Source organism: Neisseria weaveri (genome assembly GCF_900638685.1).
GTDB classification, from domain to species: domain Bacteria; phylum Pseudomonadota; class Gammaproteobacteria; order Burkholderiales; family Neisseriaceae; genus Neisseria; species Neisseria weaveri.
In genome coordinates this window covers 1,170,992-1,189,643 of the sequence record NZ_LR134533.1, presented here as the reverse complement: position 1 = coordinate 1,189,643, position 18,652 = coordinate 1,170,992, and the positions used below count along the sequence as shown (strand labels likewise).

At 47.6% G+C, this 18,652-nt stretch carries 15 protein-coding genes and 1 pseudogene; 7 read left to right on the top strand and 9 right to left on the bottom strand.

Going from position 1 to position 18,652, the window contains the following annotated elements; translation table 11 throughout:
- Positions 1-456 precede the first annotated feature (456 nt).
- The 3 genes from glmU to EL309_RS05810 all read right to left on the bottom strand — a co-directional run bounded on the left by glmU (position 457) and on the right by EL309_RS05810 (position 2,891).
- Positions 457-1,827, bottom strand: a complete 1,371-nt coding sequence (gene glmU, locus EL309_RS05820; protein ID WP_004284501.1) for a bifunctional UDP-N-acetylglucosamine diphosphorylase/glucosamine-1-phosphate N-acetyltransferase GlmU — start codon at positions 1,825-1,827, stop codon at positions 457-459.
- Between the two features lie 70 nt (positions 1,828-1,897).
- A complete protein-coding gene (locus tag EL309_RS05815) occupies positions 1,898-2,149 on the bottom strand; it encodes a hypothetical protein (protein WP_004284500.1) in 252 nt (83 codons plus the stop codon).
- 79 nt (positions 2,150-2,228) lie between these two features.
- Entirely contained in the window at positions 2,229-2,891 is a 663-nt protein-coding gene (locus EL309_RS05810) for a pyrimidine 5'-nucleotidase (protein ID WP_004284498.1), read from the bottom strand.
- A 248-nt stretch (positions 2,892-3,139) separates the two neighbouring features.
- On the opposite strand from EL309_RS05810, the gene EL309_RS05805 reads away from it, so the two are divergent.
- From EL309_RS05805 to yccS, 4 genes are all read left to right on the top strand, one after another.
- The gene (locus tag EL309_RS05805; RefSeq protein WP_004284497.1) at positions 3,140-4,144 is read left to right on the top strand and encodes a thiamine ABC transporter substrate-binding protein; all 1,005 of its coding nucleotides are present in this window, start codon (positions 3,140-3,142) and stop codon (positions 4,142-4,144) included.
- 173 nt (positions 4,145-4,317) lie between these two features.
- The gene (gene lysS / locus EL309_RS05800) at positions 4,318-5,838 is read left to right on the top strand and encodes a lysine--tRNA ligase (protein WP_004284496.1); all 1,521 of its coding nucleotides are present in this window, start codon (positions 4,318-4,320) and stop codon (positions 5,836-5,838) included.
- Positions 5,839-6,051: 213 nt separating this feature from the next.
- Complete coding sequence (gene waaA / locus EL309_RS05795; RefSeq protein ID WP_004284494.1) at positions 6,052-7,317, top strand: lipid IV(A) 3-deoxy-D-manno-octulosonic acid transferase; 1,266 nt, start codon at positions 6,052-6,054, stop codon at positions 7,315-7,317.
- Positions 7,318-7,556: 239 nt separating this feature from the next.
- A complete protein-coding gene (yccS, locus tag EL309_RS05790) occupies positions 7,557-9,719 on the top strand; it encodes a YccS family putative transporter (RefSeq protein WP_126382119.1) in 2,163 nt (720 codons plus the stop codon).
- An 83-nt stretch (positions 9,720-9,802) separates the two neighbouring features.
- Here yccS and EL309_RS05785 read toward each other — a convergent pair whose 3' ends face one another.
- From EL309_RS05785 to EL309_RS05775, 3 genes are all read right to left on the bottom strand, one after another.
- Positions 9,803-10,132 carry a zinc ribbon domain-containing protein YjdM gene (locus EL309_RS05785; protein WP_004284491.1) on the bottom strand — a complete coding sequence of 110 codons (330 nt, stop codon included), beginning with the start codon at positions 10,130-10,132 and terminating at the stop codon, positions 9,803-9,805.
- Positions 10,133-10,440: 308 nt separating this feature from the next.
- The gene (locus EL309_RS05780; protein WP_004284489.1) at positions 10,441-10,767 is read right to left on the bottom strand and encodes an FKBP-type peptidyl-prolyl cis-trans isomerase; all 327 of its coding nucleotides are present in this window, start codon (positions 10,765-10,767) and stop codon (positions 10,441-10,443) included.
- Positions 10,768-10,855: 88 nt separating this feature from the next.
- Positions 10,856-11,086 carry a DUF2061 domain-containing protein gene (locus tag EL309_RS05775; protein ID WP_004285629.1) on the bottom strand — a complete coding sequence of 77 codons (231 nt, stop codon included), beginning with the start codon at positions 11,084-11,086 and terminating at the stop codon, positions 10,856-10,858.
- A 158-nt stretch (positions 11,087-11,244) separates the two neighbouring features.
- Between EL309_RS05775 and EL309_RS05770 the strand changes: the two genes are divergently transcribed.
- Positions 11,245-12,192: a D-2-hydroxyacid dehydrogenase gene (locus EL309_RS05770; RefSeq protein ID WP_004284487.1), complete on the top strand. Its 948-nt coding sequence runs from the start codon at positions 11,245-11,247 to the stop codon at positions 12,190-12,192.
- Between the two features lie 207 nt (positions 12,193-12,399).
- On the opposite strand, the pseudogene gnd reads toward EL309_RS05770, so the two are convergent.
- From gnd to tsaA, 3 genes and pseudogenes are all read right to left on the bottom strand, one after another.
- Positions 12,400-13,849, bottom strand: a pseudogene (gene gnd / locus EL309_RS05765) (decarboxylating NADP(+)-dependent phosphogluconate dehydrogenase).
- A gap of 736 nt (positions 13,850-14,585) precedes the next feature.
- Positions 14,586-15,503 (bottom strand): UDP-3-O-acyl-N-acetylglucosamine deacetylase, encoded by a 918-nt coding sequence (lpxC, locus tag EL309_RS05760; protein WP_004284485.1) that lies wholly within the window; start codon positions 15,501-15,503, stop codon positions 14,586-14,588.
- A 451-nt stretch (positions 15,504-15,954) separates the two neighbouring features.
- Complete coding sequence (tsaA, locus tag EL309_RS05755) at positions 15,955-16,635, bottom strand: tRNA (N6-threonylcarbamoyladenosine(37)-N6)-methyltransferase TrmO (RefSeq protein WP_004284482.1); 681 nt, start codon at positions 16,633-16,635, stop codon at positions 15,955-15,957.
- 209 nt (positions 16,636-16,844) lie between these two features.
- Here tsaA and EL309_RS05750 point away from each other — a divergent pair, with 209 nt between their 5' ends.
- Both EL309_RS05750 and waaC read left to right on the top strand, forming a co-directional pair.
- Positions 16,845-17,480, top strand: coding sequence for a nicotinamidase (locus EL309_RS05750; RefSeq protein WP_004284481.1), 636 nt, complete (start codon positions 16,845-16,847; stop codon positions 17,478-17,480).
- A 57-nt stretch (positions 17,481-17,537) separates the two neighbouring features.
- A complete protein-coding gene (gene waaC, locus EL309_RS05745) occupies positions 17,538-18,503 on the top strand; it encodes a lipopolysaccharide heptosyltransferase I (RefSeq protein ID WP_040669927.1) in 966 nt (321 codons plus the stop codon).
- Positions 18,504-18,652 lie beyond the last annotated feature (149 nt).

Below are 18,652 nucleotides of genomic sequence, written 5' to 3'. Positions count from 1 at the left end.
CAGTTGGTTGGAGGAATAAGACCGGCTTTTTTTCAGACGGCCTCATATAAAAAATCTTACCTGTATTTGAGTTGCTTCAGGCCGTATAGTTTGATTTTTTTCATAGCTGTATGAATAATATAAGAAAATAACTTCAATAATCATTGCTGTCCGGCCAAACCGTTCAGAATCAACAGCCTGTATGCGGAATTGCCCAAGATTGCTGCTGGATTTATCTTAAGCCAATAATCAAACTATTGTGAATGTTTCCTTGGTAACAAATTAGGATTTATTCATAATTATCGGTTTTATTTACACATATCTTTTCAGCATAAAAATCGTCATGCAGCCGGCTTGTGACGGCAAACTTCATCTATCCCGACATAAGGCCGTCTGAAAAATCTGTGTTTTTCAATAAATAAGGCCGTCTGAATTTTCAGACGGCCTTTCTCAATTATCATCAAACCGATACCGGGATTATTCCTTTTCTTCCTTTTCAGGACGAATCCAGCCTTCAATCACGGTTTGGCGCGCGCGGGCGAGGACGAGGGCGTTGTCTTCGCAGTTTTTGGTAATCGAGCTGCCTGCGCCGATGGTGACTTTGTTGCCTAATTTCACCGGAGCCACCAGTACGACGTTGGAGCCGATGCGGACTTCATCACCGATTTCGGTTTTGTGTTTATTCACACCGTCGTAGTTGGCGGTAATCGTACCCGCGCCGATATTGGTTTTGCTGCCGATTTCGGCGTCGCCCAAGTAAGCCAGATGGTTGGCTTTGCTGCCTTTGCCCATCACGGTGTTTTTCACTTCGACGAAGTTGCCGATATGTACGCCGCTGTCTAATTTCGCATTCGGGCGCAGACGGGCAAACGGGCCGATGCGTCCGTCTTCGCCGACTTCACAGCCTTCAAGATGGGAGAACGGGGCGATCTTGGTACCTGAGGCAATTTTGGCATTGCAGATAACGCAGTTGGCGCCGATTTCCACGTCGTCGCCCAGTTCGACATCGCCTTCAATCACCACGTTTACGTCAATCACGACATCTTGGCCGTGTTTCAGACGGCCTCTCAAATCGAAGCGGGCGGGGTCGCGCAGGGTAACGCCGGCTTTGAGCAAGGCTTGCGCCTGATTGTTTTGGAAAATACGTTCCAATTCGGCAAGCTGTACTTTGTTGTTGACGCCCGCCGCCAAGTAAGAGGCGGCAACCTGCACGGGATGCACGGCGATGCCGTCTGAATTGGCGAGTGCGATCAGATCGGTTAAGTAATATTCGCCTTGGGCGTTGTTGCTTTGCAATGAATTCAGCCAGCCTTCGAGCTTGGCGTTGGGCAACACGAGAATGCCGGTGTTGGTTTCTTTCACGGCTTTTTGGGAATCGTCGGCATCTTTTTCTTCGACAATCGCCACCACTTTGCCGCCTTCGCGGATGATGCGGCCGTAGCCGGTGGGGTCGTCGAGCACATCGGTCAGCAGGCCGACTTCGTTGCCGGCGGCTTCGAGCAGTTTTTGCAGGGTTTCCGCATCGGTAAGCGGCACATCGCCGTACAACACCAGCGTGCGGCCTTCTTTGGGCAGGTGCGGCAGAGCCATTTTAACAGCGTGGCCGGTACCGAGCTGTTCGGCCTGCTCAACCCAATTCACATCACGTTTGACACGCTCCAAAACTTTTTCTTTGCCGTGCCCGATTACGACGGTAATTCCGGCCGGATTCAAGGCTTGCGCCGTGTCAATTACCCGGGCAACCATCGGCTTGCCGCCGATTTCATGCAGCACTTTGGGAAGCTTGGAATACATTCTCGTGCCTTTGCCGGCGGCGAGAATCACGATATGCAAAGGTGTTGTAGTCATTGTTTTGCTCTTTATTTAGTCGATATTTGTGATAAGGCCGTCTGAAAATTTCCGACTGCTTCAAAACGCATTATTTCATTTCGGGCTTCTGCCAATGCGTACCGCGCACATCGTGTCCGGCCGGTGCGGGCTTCACGACACGCTGCTCGGGGCGGTATTGGTTGTACTGCATATTGCGCGAATAAGAACCGTCCTGATACACCACCGCCGTACCAGGTGCGTGTTTCTGGCGCAGCGCGGTTTTGCCTTCGGCGTTTTGATAAGTTTCCCAAGAACAGCCTGTGAGTGCCAAGCCGATCAGAATCAGTGCTGAATAACGCATAACGGAATCCCTCTATTTCAAAAATTAATATAAACAGAATGACAGTTGGAATAATATTGTAGCCGAGTACGGCAACGGTTTATATAGCCGGAGCGAGATTTAATGTTTCCGCCCAATCTGCCAAAGCAGGCAGGTCTTTTGCGGCGAAATCGACAAACGGCAGAGGATGCGTATGTGCGCCGAACCAAACCGTCCGCATGCCCAAGGCTTTGGCCTGATGCAGATTGTCTGCGCTGTCGTCGACCATTATGCAGTCGGCCGGATCTGCGCCGATAAGGCGGCAGGCAATCCGATACGCCTGTTCGTCGGGTTTGCTCAACAAACCGAAGTCGTCCGTGCCCAACACTGCTTCGAAATGGCTGCGGATGCCCAAAGCCTCTGTCAGACTCTGTACATAAAACGAAGGACCGTTTGAAAAAACAGTTTTTCGACCTTGCAAACGGCCTAAAGTTTCCGCCACACTTTCCATGGGAACCAGTGCCGACAGTATCTCGGGCAAGGGATGGCTGCTGCGGAGGAACTCGTCGACGCAAATCTCGGGATGATGGTGTCTCAAGCCCGTGAGCGTTGCGCCGTAGCGGTGCCAGTAGTCTTGGCGCAAAGCGGATGCGGCTTCTTCGTCCAAGCCCAAACGTTCCGCCAGATAAGCGGTCATATGCCGGTTGATCAAAGTAAAAATGCCAGCATCGGCATGGTGCAGCGTATTGTCCAAATCAAACAGCCAAACAGTACGGTCGTTCATCAAATCGTTTACCCGAAACAAAAGTCAAACACAACAATCTACTGATAAGTATCATATAGCAACTGATACCGTATGAATACGGCCGATACCGTTCCGCCTTACGGTCAGGCCGTCTGAAAATTCAGACGGCCTTGGACAATGTATATCGAATACACGCGCCGATACCGCAAATAAACTTATTTTCAGACGGCCAAACGGTATAATGCCGTCTGATATTTCCCGTTTGATTTCCGGCAAGGAGAAACTTCATGAAAAAACCAACCTTATTCGGCTTAGGTCTGTGCCTGTTGGCATGGAATGCCTGGGCGCAAACCGAAGTGCGTCTGGCGGTACACAAATCGTTCAGCCTGCCCAAAGAAACCATTGCGCGTTTCGAGCAGGCCAATGATGCGAAAGTGGTATTGATCAAAGCCGGCAGCAGCAACGAAATGCTCAACAAACTGATTTTGAGCAAAGCCAACCCGATTGCCGACGCGGTTTACGGTTTGGACAACGCCAATATCGGCAAAGCCTCGCAAAACGGCATTCTTTCCCCACATCAGCCGCGCAGCGTGAAGACTGTTGCCGGTTTGCCGGGCGCATTGGCCGTGAACTATGCGTATGTTACGTTAAACTACGATAAAAAATGGTTCGAACAAAAAGGCCTGCCTCTGCCGAAATCGCTGCAAGACTTAACCAAACCCGAATACAAAGACCTGTTGGTCGTACCCAACCCCGCCACCTCCAGCCCCGGCTTGGGCTTCCTGATGGCCAACATCGCCGGCATGGGCGAGGGCAATGCTTTCAAATGGTGGGCGGATATGCGTAAAAACGGCGTAAAAGTAACCAAAAGCTGGAGCGATGCCTACTATACTGATTTCAGCCAAAACGGCGGTTCGCGTCCGCTGATTGTCAGCTACGCCACCAGCCCGGCTGCCGAAGTCCACTTCAGCAAAGGCAAATACACCACGCCGCCGACCGGCAATCTGTTTTTGAACGGCGGCGTATTCCGCCAAATCGAAGGCTCGGCGGTTTTGAAAGGTGCGAAACAGCCCGAATTGGCGGTGAAGCTGGTGTCTTTCCTGCAAAGCAAAGAAGTTCAGCAAGCCGTGCCGTCTGAAATGTGGGTTTATCCTGCCGTACCGGGTACGGCACTGCCGCAAGTGTTCGATTTTGCCAAAATTCCGGAAAAACACGATACGCCCGGAACCGCACAAATGACCCGCAAACAGAAAAGCTGGGTAAACCGTTGGACGCGCACCGTATTGAAATAAACGCCGTCCTCCCCAAAGCCGTGGCAGCCGTCTCCCTGCCGCGGCTTTTTGCTGCCCGGCAAAATCAGCCGAAACATAGAAAAAAACGGCGAAACCGCGTAAAATGCCGAAAAATATTTAACTAAATCAGGCCGCCTTTTCATACGGCCTGTCTTATTTTTCCGGAAATTCCCATGAGCGAACAAAATAATCCACAAGCCGACGTACAAGACGTACAACTCGACGAAAACCAAATCATCGCGCTGCGCCGCGAAAAATTAAACGAACTGCGCAAACACGGCACCGCCTTCCCCAACCAATACAAGCGCGATGCTTTCGCAGGCGATTTGCAGGCGCAATACGGTTCGCTGGAAAAAGCCGAACTCGACCCGCAGGAAATCCCCGTTAAAGTGGCCGGCCGCATGATGCTGCAACGCGCCATGGGTAAAGCCAGCTTCGCCACCATCCAAGACGTGAGCGGCCAGATTCAGGTGTATGTAAACAACCAAGGCGTGGGCGAAGACGTGCACAACGCCTTCAAACATTGGGATTTGGGCGACATCATCGGCGTGGAAGGCACGCTGTTCAAAACCAATCACGGCGAGTTGACCGTGCGCGCATCCAAGCTGCATCTGCTCACCAAATCACTGCGCCCGCTGCCCGACAAACACAAAGGCCTGACCGACCAAGAGCAGAAATACCGCCAGCGTTACGCCGATCTGATTACCAACCAAGATTCGCGCGACACCTTTATCAAACGCAGCAAAATCATCCAAGCCGTGCGCAACTACATGGTTAACGAACGTTATCTCGAAGTGGAAACCCCGATGATGCACCCGATTCCCGGCGGTGCCACGGCCAAGCCCTTCGTTACCCACCACAACGCACTCGACATGCCGCTTTACCTGCGCATCGCCCCCGAACTTTATCTGAAACGCTTGGTCGTAGGCGGTTTGGAGCGCGTGTTTGAAATCAACCGCAGCTTCCGCAACGAAGGCATGAGCACCCGCCACAACCCAGAATTCACCATGATGGAATTCTACGAAGCGTTTTGCACTTACGAGCGCATGATGGAAATGACCGAAGGCGTGATCCGCCATGCTGCCAAAGAAGTGTGCGGCACCGCCAAAGTGAGCTACAACGGCAAAGAAGTGGATTTGGAAAGCCCGTTCGAGCGTTTGACCATTCTCGAAGCCATCAAAAAATACAACCCGCAATATACCGATGAGCAGTTGAACGATGCCGAATGGCTGAAAAAAGAAATCGTGAAACACGGCGAAAAAATCCCGCCGTCGCCCGGTATCGGCAGCCTGCAACTGGCCTTGTTTGAAGGCTGTGCAGAAAGCAAACTGTGGAACCCGACGTTTATCATCGACTATCCGGTGGAAGTGTCGCCGCTGGCGCGCGCATCCGACACCAAACCCGGCCTGACCGACCGCTTCGAGCTGTTTATCGTCGGCCGCGAGTTGGCCAACGGCTATTCGGAGTTAAACGACCCCGAAGATCAAGCCGCCCGCTTTAAAGCGCAAGTGGCGCAGAAAGATGCCGGCGACGACGAAGCCATGCACTACGATGCCGACTACATCCGCGCCATGGAATACGGCCTGCCCCCCACCGGCGGCAGCGGCATCGGCTTGGACCGCTTGGTGATGCTGCTCACCGACGCGCCGTCTATCCGCGACGTGATTTTGTTCCCGCAAATGCGTCCCGAATAAAACTTATCGGCAATGATGAAAAGGCCGTCTGAAAATTCAGACGGCCTTTCTTACACCGGCAATATATAAACACAGACTTGGCTTAATCTAAAAGGCCGTCTGAATTTTCAGACGGCCTATTCGGATAAAACCCTGACCCAAGCCCAAACACCGCCGCAAAACTTCAGTTTATTTGCTGTAAAATAAGCACAATTCTTCCAAGCAACCCACTTTATGATTCTCCGCTGGCTCTATACCCGACTTTGGCGCATTGCACCGCCGCTAATCCGCCGTTATTTACGCAAACGCGCCCGAAAAAATCCTGCTTATCTGGAGCATTGGGGCGAACGTTTCGGCGAACCTTTCCCCAACGCGGTACGGCAGCCGATTTGGATACACGCCGTTTCCGTCGGCGAAACCCGTGCCGCACAGCCCTTGATACACGCCTTACGCGCCGATTTTCCCGACGCGCCGCTGCTGCTGACGCAAATGACGCCGACAGGACGGGCAACGGCGGAATCGCTGTATCCCGATGCACAATGCCGCTATCTGCCTTACGACCATCCCGAATGGGTAGCGCAGTTTCTCAGCGAGCACCGCCCGCAATTCGGCATTCTGATGGAAACGGAAATTTGGCCGAACTTAATGGAAGCCTGCGGAAAACATCAGGTTCCGCTGTTTTTGGCCAACGCACGTTTATCGGAAAAATCACAAAACGGCTATTTGAAAATCCACAGCCTTGTGGCTCCGGCCATGCAGAAACTGAGCGGCTGTTATGCGCAAACCGCCGCCGATGCGGAACGGCTGCATTTAATCGGCGCGTCCAACATTCATGTATGCGGCAACACCAAATACGACATCTCACCACCTGCCGAAATGTATGAAACCGCCAAAATGTTCAAGCAATATATCGGTAAACGCCCCGTTGTCGTCTGCGCCAGCACGCGCGAATATAAAGGCACGGACGAAGCCGAGCTGCTGCTGAAAGCATGGAAAGGACAAGCGGGCGATGCTTTGTTGGTAATCGTTCCGCGCCATCCCGAACGTTTTCAGACGGCCTTTGAAACAGCGGAAAGATTGGGCTTTAAAACACAGAAACGCAGCGATAATCAGGCCGTTGCACCGGATACGCAGGTTTGGATAGGCGACAGCATGGGCGAATTGTTCGGCTATTATCTGGCTGCCGATATCGCATTTGTCGGCGGCAGCTTGGTCGATACCGGCTGCCAAAACATCATCGAACCGATTGCTTGCGGCATTCCGACACTATTCGGCTTTTCCACCTACAACTTCGCTGCCGCCTGTCAAAGCGCATTGGCATGCGGTGCGGCAAAGCAAACCGCTTCTGCCGAAGCATGGCGGAATACTGTGGATAACTGGCTTGCCGATTCCGAACTGCGCCAACGCTATGCCGAACAAGCCGCCGCATTTATCGAACAACACCGCGGAGCCAGCCAAAAAATGGCGGAGAAAATCGCCGAAACGGTCAAACAGCAGTAAACCTACCGCCAAGACGGCGCGTTATGGTTATTTGTCCGCAGGCCGTCTGAAAATTTCAGGCAGCAAACCGGCGTTATACTGCGGATAACGTCATCGGTATCCGATACGGCATGATGTCAAAAATTTTCAGACGGCCTTTTGCTTTACCCACCATCGAAAACAGCCAAACAAACCAAGCCGGTTTGCAATATTTATCCTCAACCCTTTTTCCATTTACCCGAACGCATTCGCAAACAACCATGAGAACACCGCCGATCAATCCCAAAGTCATTGCCACGCTGCCGATTTTCTTCAGCGTTTTCACCGCCGCTTCGCTGGTCTGGTATTTCGACATTCCGCAATTATCCATGCCGTTTGTTTTAGGCATTATCGCCGGCGGCTTGGTCGATTTGGACAACCGTCTCACAGGCCGTCTGAAAAATATCGTGGTTACCGTCATCGCTTTTTCCACCGCTTCTTTGGCCGCACAAAGCACATTGGGGCAGGGCATTTGGTTTGTTTTGGCCATGACCCTGATGACGTTTGTGTTCACGTTTTCGGGCGCGGTCGGCACGCGCTACCGCACCATCGCTTTCGGCACGCTGGCCGTCGCCACCTATACTTCGCTCACCCATACGCCCGACAACGCCTGGTTTACCAATCCGCTGATGATTTTATGCGGCACACTGCTGTACAGCACCACCACGCTCATCATGCACATGATTTTTCCGCACCGGCCGGTTCAGGAAAACATGGCCGACGCCTATGCCGCTTTAGGCGATTATTTCGATGCCAAAGCCGCTTTTTTCGACCCCGATGAAGCCGACTGGCTGGAAAACCGGCAAATCGATCTGGCCATGAAAAACACCGGCGTGATTTCGGTTTTCAACCAATGCCGCAGCGCACTGTTTTACCGCATGCGCGGCCAACACCGCCATCCGCGTACCACCCGTATGCTGCATTACTACTTTACCGCGCAGGACATTCACGAGCGCATCAGTTCGGCACACGTCGATTACCGGGAACTGGCGGAAAAATTGAAAAATACCGACCTGATTTTCCGCATCCACCGCCTCATGGAACTGCAGGGCCAAGCCTGCCGCGATATCGCCGAAAGCCTGCGTATCAGCCGGCCTTACCGATACAGCCGGCGTCTGGAACGCGCCATCAACGGCTGCCGCCAATCATTGAAAATCTATATCCAAACCCACGGCAACAACACCGAAGCCCACGCCCTCCAGCGCCTGCTTGAAAACCTGTTCAGCATCGACCACCAATTCAGCAATCTGGAAAATACTGCCAATCATGCCTTGGAAGAACATTCCGAACAAACCCGGATTGCCGCTCTCGAAAACGGCAGCCTGAAAAATGCCTGGCGCGTTTTGGTCAACCAATTCAACCTCGAATCCGCCGTTTTCCGCCATGCCGTACGCTTGGCCATCGTGGTATTTGTGTCCTGCGTCATCGTCGAACTGCTGCACCTCCATCTCGGCTACTGGATTCTGCTGACCGCGCTGTTTGTCTGCCAGCCCAACTATTCGGCCACCAAAAGCCGCGTAAACCAACGTATCGCCGGCACCATTTTGGGCGTGATTGTCGGCTCGCTCGTACCGTATTTCACGCCTTCAGTAGAAACCAAGCTGTGGATAATTATTGCTTCGACCACGCTGTTTTTCTTTTTCCGAACCAACAAATACAGCTTTTCCACATTTTTCATTACCGTCCAAGCCCTAACCAGCTTCTCTCTGGCCGGATTCGATGTCTATGCCGCCACTTTGCCGCGCATTGTCGATACCGTTATCGGCTCGGCCATTGCCTGGGCAGCCGTTTCCTACCTGTGGCCGGATTGGCAATACCTGACCCTCAACCGAACCGCAGGCCGTGCCGTCAGCCACAACGGCAAATACCTGCGCCAGATTATCCGCCAGCTTCAATACGGCAGCACAGACGACGTTGTCTACCGCAGCGTACGCCGCCAAACACACGAAAGAGCCGTAGCCTTAAGCAGCACACTGTCCGACATGAGCAGCGAACCGAAAAAATACGGCAACAAACTTCAAGACGGCCTCAGCCTGTTGAAAATCAACTATGCCCTGATCGGCTATATTTCCGCGCTCGGCGCCTACCGCAACCAAATGGAACCACATAGCGACAGCGGATTTATCCACAGCTTTTACGAAGCAGCCGAACAAACCGCCGACATTTTGGAGCATATCCAAACCCATACGCCCGACACTTTTCAGACGGCCTTTTCCGAGCTGGAAAACAAACTTGCCACATTAAAAAACGAAATCGGCGAATGCAGACAAAACGCAATATTGTGGCAGCAACTCAGCCTGATTGCCCGCCAGCTCAAACCCAGCTATCAAACTTTGCACAATACCGGCAACCCCAAGCCCGTAACCGGTCTGCAAACCGCTTAAGACAAACAAATATCGGTTAACTGCAAAACATAAAAAAACGGCGGATTGATTCCGCCGTTTTTTTAATTAAAGCACACCAGCCGTTATGCTTTTTTCACAAATTCAGATTTCAAATTCATCGCGCTGCCGTCGATTTTACAGGCAATATCATGATCGCCTTCCTGCAAGCGGATGCCTTTTACTTTCGTTCCCTGTTTAATCACCAGCGAGCTGCCTTTGACCTTCAAATCTTTAATCAACACCACCGTATCACCGTCGGCCAGAGGCGTGCCGTTGGCATCTTTAACCACCGCCGTTTCTTCGACAGCCGCCTCGCCTTCCTGCCATTCATGGGCGCATTCGGGACAAACCAACTGCATACCGTCGTGATAAGTAAATTCGGAACCGCATTGCGGACAAGCCGGAAAACTCATACTCAAAACCTTTTTCTTGTGGATAAACCGAACGGTTTAATCGATTAAAAGCAGCATTATAACCGAAGCCCTGCCAAGCCTGCAGCCGGTCAACTGCATAGATACACAACCGTAAAACCCGAAACAGAATTTACCGGTTATAAAAAAACTTAAATTCATTGACGGAAAAATAGAAAAGGCCGTCTGAAAAATAAAGAAATTCAGACGGCCTTGTGGATAAATATAGGGATAACTTTGTAAATCTTGTGAATTTAAACACCAACAAACTGAAATTTAAATACTTTTTTTACAAGTTTATCGGGGATAACTTATTCGTAAACTTTCAACAGTTCCACTTCGAAAATCAAAGTCGCATTCGGCGGAATCACACCGCCCGCACCGCGCTCGCCGTAACCCATTTCAGAAGGAATCGTCAGCTTACGCTTACCGCCTTCCTTCATCCCGCCGAAACCTTCGTCCCAGCCTTGAATAACCTGGCCGACACCCAAAGTAATGGTCAACGGCTGGCGTCGGTCCAAACTCGAATCGAATTTGGTACCGTCTTCCAACCAACCGGTGTAATGAACGGTGATTTCCTTACCTTTTTCCGCTTCTTTACCGTGGCCGGTTACAATATCTTCAATAATCAAACCCATCGTTCTGCCCTTTGCAAAAGATTAAAAATACGGCAGGATTATCACACAACGGCCGTTTTTTTTAAAACACAACCGGCCGGAACAGGCTTTAGTTGCCGATACACTGATGCAAAGGAATCTTGCTTTGCGTAGTGATTTTGATGCCTTTTTTATCTTCATAACGCTTCCAGGCTTTTTCATGAAAATAAAAAACCACCGTATTCACAATCGGCTCGATCAAAGCCACCGCACTCGAAATACCGATGCTGCCGGTCAACACATAGGCCACCGTAAACGCAACGCCGAAATGCAGAATGGCAAAGGTAATGGTTTTTAACATAAACTTCTCCGACTGACGGCAAAGGCCGTCTGAAAAAACTGTATGAAAATTAATTGCAAAAATAATAATTATTATCAAGTTAAAATGAAAGTTAATTACAACTATCCACATTTAGAAAAAATTTATTAAATCAAAATATTTGATAGCAAAGGATACTTATGAAACTGAATATTGTCGTATTGGACGGCGACACGCTGCCGAAACGCCCGTTTCACTTTGATTTTCCACACACTTTGACCGAATACGGCCAAACTGCGGCTGATGAAACGGCAGCGAGAATTAAAGACGCACACATCGTCATCACCAATAAAGTCGTGATTAACCGCCAACACATCGCCGACAATCCGCAACTGAAACTGATTGCCGTTGCAGCAACCGGCACCAACAATATCGATTTGGAAGCCGCGAAAGCCGCCAAGGTTACCGTTTGCAATATTCGCGCTTACGGCAATGAATCCGTTGCCGAACACGCTTTCATGATGATGATCGCGCTAATGCGCAACCTGCCGGCCTATCAGCGCGATATTGCTGCGGAAATCTGGCAAAATTCACCGCACTTCTGCCATTTCGGTGCCCCGATACGCGATTTGAAAGGCAAAACCTTGGCCATTTTCGGACGCGGCAATATCGGAACGACTTTGGCAACTTATGCACAGGCTTTCGGAATGAAGGTAATTTTCGGCGAACACAAACATGCTTCCGCAATTCGGGAAGGCTACACGGCATTTAATGAAGCGATAAGCAGTGCAGATGTAGTCTCGCTGCATTATCCGCTAACCGAACAGACGGCCGATATGATTAGCGAAAAAGAATTACAGCAAATGAAACCCGGTGCCATTCTGATTAATTGCGGACGCGGCGGCTTGGTAAACGAACATGCATTAATCGCCGCTTTGAAATACGGCCAATTGGGCGGAGCCGGTGTAGACGTGTTAACGGAAGAGCCGCCCCGAAACGGCAATCCGTTGCTTAAATCCCGTTTGCCGAATTTGATTGTTACGCCGCACATCGCATGGGCAAGCACCGAAGCACACAACCGCCTGTTTGATATTCTTTCAGACAATATCCACAGCTTTGTCGGCGGTAATCCGAAAAACGTGGTGTGAACAACTTTGTGGATAAAGATGTGGGCAAAATAAATTTTTAATTACCTGCCTTGATTGGAATAAATTTAATTTATTATTTTCAAAAAGTTATAATTATCCACGCAAATAATCTCCCATTAAATCAATTATCCTATTTGTGTATAACTCAAATGAAAAAGGCCGTCTGAAAATTCAGACGGCCTTTTGCCAACCAACAAGCGGATAAAATCAAATATCGTAAGTAGTAGAAGCGGTATCGCCGCCTTTACCGGTCCAATTGGTGTGGAAAAATTCACCGCGCGGTCTGTCGATACCGTTCGTAAGTATGCGCACCGAAGTAATCACGTTGGGCCTGCAACAGATTGGCAGGCAAACGCTCGGTAGTATAACCGTCCAAGAAAGTAATCGCAGAAGCCATGCAAGGCATCGGAATGCCTGCTTCAACCGATTTAGCCACTACTTTACGCCAAGCAGACAGACATTTTTCCAAAATGGCTTTGAAATAGGCATCCGAACCCAAGAAAATCAAATCCGGATTGTTTTCGTAAGCATCACGGATGTTGCCCAAGAATGCGCTGCGGATAATACAGCCTTCACGCCACAATAAAGCGGTATTGCCGTAATTCAAATCCCAGTTATTGGTTTCACTGGCTTCACGGATCAGCATAAAACCTTGTGCATAAGAAATAATTTTTGAAGCCAATAATGCTTCACGCAAGGCTTCCACCCATTCTGATTTATCGCCTTCAATAGGGGTAACGGTTTTACCAAACAAACGGGCGGCTTCGACGCGCTGATCTTTGAAAGCGGAAACGCAACGGGCAAAAACGGATTCGGAAATCAACGTTAAAGGAATACCTAAATCCAAAGCATTGATACCTGTCCATTTTCCGGTACCTTTTTGGCCTGCGGTATCCAGAATTTTCTCCACCAACGGTTCGCCGTTTTCATCTTTGTAACCCAAAATATCGGCAGTAATTTGAATTAAGTAAGAATCCAACTCGGTTTGGTTCCAAGCGCTGAAAATTTCATGCATTTGTGGATAAGTCAGCCCCAAACCGTCTTTCATAAATTGGTAAGCTTCGCAAATCAGCTGCATATCGCCGTATTCGATGCCGTTGTGAACCATTTTCACAAAATGTCCGGCACCGTCGCGCCCGACCCAATTGCAACAGGACTCGCCTTCCGGTGTTTTTGCCGAAATGGCTTGCAGAATTTCTTTAACTTCGGGCCAGGCCGATTCGTTGCCGCCGGGCATAATAGAAGGGCCGTTTCTTGCACCTTCTTCGCCACCGGACACACCTGCACCGATAAAACGGATGCCTTTTTCGGCGAGCTCACGGGTACGTCTGGTTGAATCGGGATAATTGGCATTGCCACCGTCAATAATGATGTCTCCCTCGTCCAATAAGGGGAGCAATTGGGCGATAAAATCGTCAACTACCGAGCCGGCACGAACCATCATCATGATTTTTCTTGGTTTTTCCAGTTTATCTACCAAATCTTGCAAAGAATAAGCACCGATAATATCGGTATTTTTTGCAGCACCGTTTAAAAAATCATCGACTTTGGAAGTAGTACGGTTAAATGCGACAACTTTAAACCCTTTGTCATTCATATTGAGAATCAGGTTTTGACCCATTACGGCCAAACCGATCACACCGATGTTGCCTTTCATCAGGTTTCCTTAAGTATGTGAAATTATATGGTCGGTACTTTAACTGATTGCCTGTTATTAAACAATCTCTAATATCTGGATTATTTGATATTTTTGTAAAAAAATTTCAGACGGCCTTAAGCATGAAATAACTAATTAAATAAATATTAAATAATAAAAAGATTTTGATGTAGAGTGAGGAATTTATCTGTTGATAACTGTATTTTTATTATATTTTTCATTTAGATAAACGGTATAAAAGTATCGGGACAATACGGCTTGGTCTATGTTTGTTATTGTGGATAATTTTATGGTTTGAAATTTTTCTGTGGATAAAAACATTGCCGTACACAGTTTGAACGGGCATTTATCCTTTGCGGAATGAAGTAAAACAAAACAGTTATGTAGCATGCTTTCAGCAGCACGGTTTTTAATCTATACAGAACAGTCGCAATATAAAGCTGTTTGCTTGTTTATTTGAGAGGATGTTTACAGCTTTCCTTATTGACTATATTTTAATCATATGTAAAAAACTTCAAATTAAATAAAATCTTAAGATATTTTTCCACAATCCGTTCAGAGCGGAATAAACAGAATCCGTGTATTTTTATATGGTTAAACTTTAAGCATTTGATTTTTTCTTCCTATTTTTCAATCAGTAAACTATTTTATCAACATGGTTTAAACATAGTTGTTTTAAGATTGATGTGTATAAAAAAGGCCGTCTGAAATTCAGACGGCCTCGCATTAAGTTTACTCAAGCTGCTTGCGACAAACTGTGAAATGCCGGCGGCAGATCGGATTCATCTTGGAATTCCACCCACTCATAAGCAGTTTCGTCGGCTAAAATGGCTCTCAACAAAGCATTGTTGATGGCATGACCGGATTTGTAGCCCTCAAACGCGCCGATAATCGGGTGGCCGACAATATATAAATCGCCGATCGCATCCAAAATTTTATGGCGGACAAATTCATCGGGATAACGCAAACCTTCCGGATTTAAAACATCGGTGTCGTCAATCACAATGGCATTGTTCAAATTACCGCCCAAACCCAAATTATGGGAACGCATCAGCTCGACTTCCTGCATAAAGCCGAAAGTACGGGCGCGTGCGATTTCGTCTACATAGGATTTTCCGGCGAAATCGATTTCAAAAGTCGGGCTGCTGCGGTTGAAAACCGGGTGGTCGAATTCGATGGTCAGCGTTACTTTAAAACCGTTGTAGGGATTGAAACGAACCCATTTTCCGGGTTCTTTCACTTCCACTTGCTTTAAAATTTTCAAAAAACGCTTGCGTGCGGTTTGATCGACGATTCCGGCATCTTGCAGCAGATAAATAAACGGCAGACTTGAGCCGTCCATAATCGGAATTTCCGGTGCATTCAACTCGATTAATGCGTTATCCACACCATAAGCGGCCAATGCGGACATGATATGTTCGATGGTGCCGACTCTGACGCCGTTATCGGTAACTATTGTTGAAGACAAACGGGTGTCGTTAATCAGATAAGGCGTTAAGGCGATTTTTTCTGCCTGATCGCCAGATAAATCGGTTCTTCTGAAAGTAATGCCGCTGTTTTCAGGCGCAGGGTGCAGGGTAAGGGCAACGCGTTCGCCGGAATGAAGGCCAACTCCGGTTACGCTGATGGATTTGGCTAATGTTCTTTGCAGCATGGCAAGTCCTTTGTTGATGATATTGCAAGGATAATACGATAAAAATATAGGAGTTATCTAATCTTTTTCATAGTATTTACTTATAAGGTTATTAAACAGTCAAAGGCCGTCTGAAAACTGTCGTTTTAAAGGTGGATAAAATAATGTTATCCACACCAAAACAGATTGCAAAGATTTTTATACCGTTTTTTCCCAAATGAACCGTCAACTTATCCCTAGGTTTTTTTGGTTTTTAAACTTATGTTTTTATTTAAAAAAATAAGTTATCCACATTAAAATATGCTGTTCATCTTATTCATCTGTTTATTTTTAATTTTTATTTAAGAATAAAAACAACTGTATTTTTTAAAAATACCCATTTATATAAAAAACCTAATAACAAAGGCCGTCTGAAATTTTCAGACGGCCTCATAAATCCATCAACACTTTAAATGAACAAACATTTTATTTCTTAATTGGTTTTTTGAATAACATCAATAATTTCGGCAGTATTGTCTCGAATTTGAAATTTCACTTCGTATTGTAGAATATCCATAACGTAAACTCGTTCGGGAATATTTTGATACGCCGGTCTGGGATCTTGAGCAATACTTTGCAAAATAAGGGTCTGTTCTTTCTCAGACAATCGGTTTATTGCACATTGCGGTTGCCAGATAACATTTAATTCATCGGGTTTACCGTTGATAAATCCGCTGGCTGCTTTCGGTTTGGCTTCAACGAAAGGAATATAAGGTTTAATGTCGATGACCGGCGTACCGTCCAATAAATCGGCACCGCTGCAATACAAACGGATATTTTTTCCGTTTTCAATCCGTTCCAACTTCAATAAAGACAAACCGATATGATTAGGCCGGTGCGGACTTCTGGTGGCAAATACCCCCATTTTCTGTTTACCGCCCAAGCGGGGAGGACGAACCAAAGGCGACCATCCTTCACCCAGCACTCCATGAAAAATAAAACTTATCCAAACATATTCGAAATTTTCCAAACCTCTGACGCAATCGATATGGAAATCGGAATGCAGTTCTATACAGATTTCTGCGGCAGGAACCAAACCGGGTTGGCGGGCGATACCGAATTTTTGTTTATAAGGAGAATGTACGGTAGCGATGGATTCAATAGTGTATTGCATAAGGCCGTCTGAAAAATGTGGATAAATTGAGATTGTATAGCAGGTAAACCGGTTTTTGATATAAGACCGCGGTATTCAAATTTTCAGACGGCCTTAATCTGACGGCAAACTTATAGAAAACCAAACGGCAGATATTGCAAAGTATCTAAGGCCGGTTTGTTTGCTATAATGAAAAGCTCTTGCTTTACGCAGATTGAGGATAAGAAAACATGATTGTATCTATTGATGTGGATGCGCAGAAAACATTTACGCCTTTGTGCCCGGACGAATTGCCGGTCGCTGGCGGCGATACGATTGTGGATGAATTAAACGCCCAAGCAAAATTGGCGGATTTGAGGGTAATGAGTAAAGACGCTCACAGTCCGTTTTCCAAATGGCTGGTAGATAATCCTGCTGATATGTTGAAACCGACCGGCTTGCCTAATGCTGACGTAACATGGGTTTCCCATGCTATGGTCGGCACAAAAGGTTACGAATTGCTCGACGGTTTGCCTGATGTTTCCGAATACGATTATTGTGTTTGGAAAGGCGTGGATCCCGAGCTTCATCCTTACGGAGCGTGTTACCACGATATCGAAGAAAAACTGAGCACGGGATTACTGGAATGGCTGCACAGTAAAACGGCAAAAACCGTGATTGTAGGCGGTTTGGCTACGGATTATTGTGTAAAAACAACGGTTTTACAGCTTTTAAAAGGTGGGGATTGGCAAGTTATCGTTAATGAAGCTGCTTGTCGCGGTATTGCCGAAGAAACCATCAAACAGGCTTGGCAAGAAATGGCCGAACATGGTGCCCTTATTTTGAAAAATGCGGAACAAATTAATAAATTTATTAATAATCAATAAGTTATAATTAAATGTTTCACGTGAAACATCAATTTTAAAAACAAACGGAATCGAATGATGAAAATCCTGCTCGTCCGCCTTTCCAGTATGGGTGATTTAATCCACACTTTGCCGGCAGTTGAAGATTTGAAACGGCAAGGTTTGGATATTGAATTGCATTGGTTGTGCGAAGCGGGTTTTGCCGATATTGCCAGATTGCATCCTTTGGTAAAAAAAGTGCATGTGATGCGTTGGCGGCAGTGGCGTAAGCAGTTGGCCAAACCGGAAACCTGGCAGGAAATGCGTCGGTTGAAACAAGACTTGCAGAGAGAAAAATTTGATTTTGTTTTAGACAGCCAAGGTCTGTTTAAAAGTGCCGTATTTGCCAAAATCTCTAATGCGCCGGTTAAGGGTTTGGATTTCCACAGCGCTCGTGAAGCTTTTGCTGCTTTGGCGTATAATCAAACTTTTTCCGTTCCCAAAGGCCGTGATGCGGTATGGAGGAATCGGGCCTTGTTTGCCCAGGTGTTCGGCTATCGGATTGATCAACCTGTCCGTTTTGGTTTGCATGTGCCTATTGAAGCAAAAATCGAAGGTTTGCCGGATCGGTATTATGTAGCACTTCATGCAACCAGTCGCGACAGTAAATTATGGCCGCTTGAATATTGGTTGTCATGTTTGCAGAAGCTTTATGATTCAGACGGCCTTGAGGTGTATCTGCCTTGGGGAAATGAAACTGAAAAGCTAAGAGCCGAAACGATTGCTGCCAAACTGCCTTTTGCCAAAGTATGCCCAAAAATGAATCTGCTTCAGGCTGCTTATTTATTGGATAAAGCGGAAGGCATTATCGGTGTGGATACTGGGCTTTTACATTTGGCAAATGCTTTGGATAAACCGGTTATAGGGATTTATACCGACACCGACCCTGTTAAAACCGGTGTTCAAACTTCGGATTGGGCGCAAAATTTGGGGAATATCGGTCAAATTCCCAAGCCTGAAGAAGTTTATCTGAGCTTGAAAAAATGTATTTCTGCCAAGCAGTAATCGGTTTCTTCAACGGTTGAAAAGCGGACGGGCTTGGATATGGATGGAAAAGAAACACCGGCTGTTTGTTTGAGAACGGTATTATGCCGTCTGAAAAACAGGCAGGTTTTATAAAAGCAGCACGGTTCGAGATTATTTGGTCGTTTGTT